Origin of the sequence: Sphingobium sp. (genome assembly GCF_033795625.1) — a bacterium.
Lineage (GTDB): Bacteria > Pseudomonadota > Alphaproteobacteria > Sphingomonadales > Sphingomonadaceae > Sphingobium.
In genome coordinates this window covers 1-1,342 of record NZ_JARYGI010000081.1, presented here as the reverse complement: position 1 = coordinate 1,342, position 1,342 = coordinate 1, and the positions used below count along the sequence as shown (strand labels likewise).

1 pseudogene is annotated in these 1,342 nt (G+C 61.2%); it reads right to left on the bottom strand.

Annotated elements, in window-relative coordinates:
• Positions 1-137: 137 nt before the first annotated feature.
• Positions 138-1,265, bottom strand: a pseudogene (locus QHC67_RS18625) (IS5 family transposase).
• Positions 1,266-1,342 lie beyond the last annotated feature (77 nt).

Below are 1,342 nucleotides of genomic sequence, written 5' to 3'. Positions count from 1 at the left end.
CAGGGTGCGGAAATAGGGTCGTTCGGGGATCGATCTGAGGACTTCGACAGTTTGACGTCGGTCATTTGAAGCGTTTTTCGGGTGTGTGGGGCGGTTTTGCCCGGAAATTCGGGTGCCGGGGCGGATTTCGGGCATGCTCAGGCTACCGCCAACAGTTTCGGCAGCCTCACGAGATTATAAGCAGCGGCGGTCAGCGTGAAGTTCCAGCCCACGCGATCCTGACCGCGATGGCGGGTCTTGCGCATGCCACCAGACGTTTTTGCCCAGCCAAAGATCTCCTCGATCTTCTTGCGGATACGGATCGACATAGTGTAGCCGCCATGGCGGGTTGTGCGACCGTCGATGGCCGAGCGTCGGCCATTGTTATTCTGAGCTACATGCGGCGTCACCTTAATGCCTCGCAGGGCGGCAATGAAACCGGTGGTGTCGTACGCCTTGTCCGCGCCAAGGGTGATGCGATGGCGCCCGTCCAAGCGTTCGAGCATGGCCAGCGCTGCCTCGCGTTCGGCCGTGCCGGTGGCGTGGGTCAGGATGGCATCGACAACCAGACCGTTTCGATTTTCCATCAGAACATGGCCCATGTGGCAGAGCCTGGCGGCCTGACCACGCGCCTTTTTGAACAATCGCGCATCGGGATCCGTGATCGAGGCATGGGTCGCGTTGCTTCGCTACTCGCCGCGGAAATCGCGTTCAGCGTTGCGCCCCTGGGCCGCTGGCTCGACGCCTTGCCCAGCGCCGGGGCAGCCGCTGTCGTCGCTGTCGTCGGGTTCAACGCCGCCCTTCGGCTTGAAGCTTTTCATGCTCGCCCAGGCCTCGATTAACGTGCCATCGACCGAGAAATGCTCGTCAGACAGCAGCACTTTCACGCGGGACTGCCCCATGACGGCTGACAGGAACTTCGCGGCGATGTCGCCCGCAAGCAGGCGCTCACGGTTCTTCGTGAATACCGTCACGTCCCAAATCGGCGCGTCTATCGCCAGACCGACGAACCAGCGAAACAACAGGTTGTAGTCGAGCTGCTCCATCAGCTGACGTTCGGACCTCACCGTGTAGAATGCCTGGAGCAGCAGCGCCCGCAACAGCTTCTCCGGCGGGATCGATGGCCGCCCGATCGGCGAGTACATCCGCTCGAAGTCCGGCGATAAAACCTCCAGCGCTTCATCCACGATCGCGCGGATCGCTCGCAGAGGGTGACCGCCAGGAACACGCGCCTCGCAGCTCACATAGGAAAATAACCCGGATGTCTCGATATCGCCGCCGCGCATCGCAATCCCCTCAAATCTCGCTTAGGGCATTGAATCATGCCAACACGGTCAGGTGAAGAGCCTTTTTCCGCGACCTG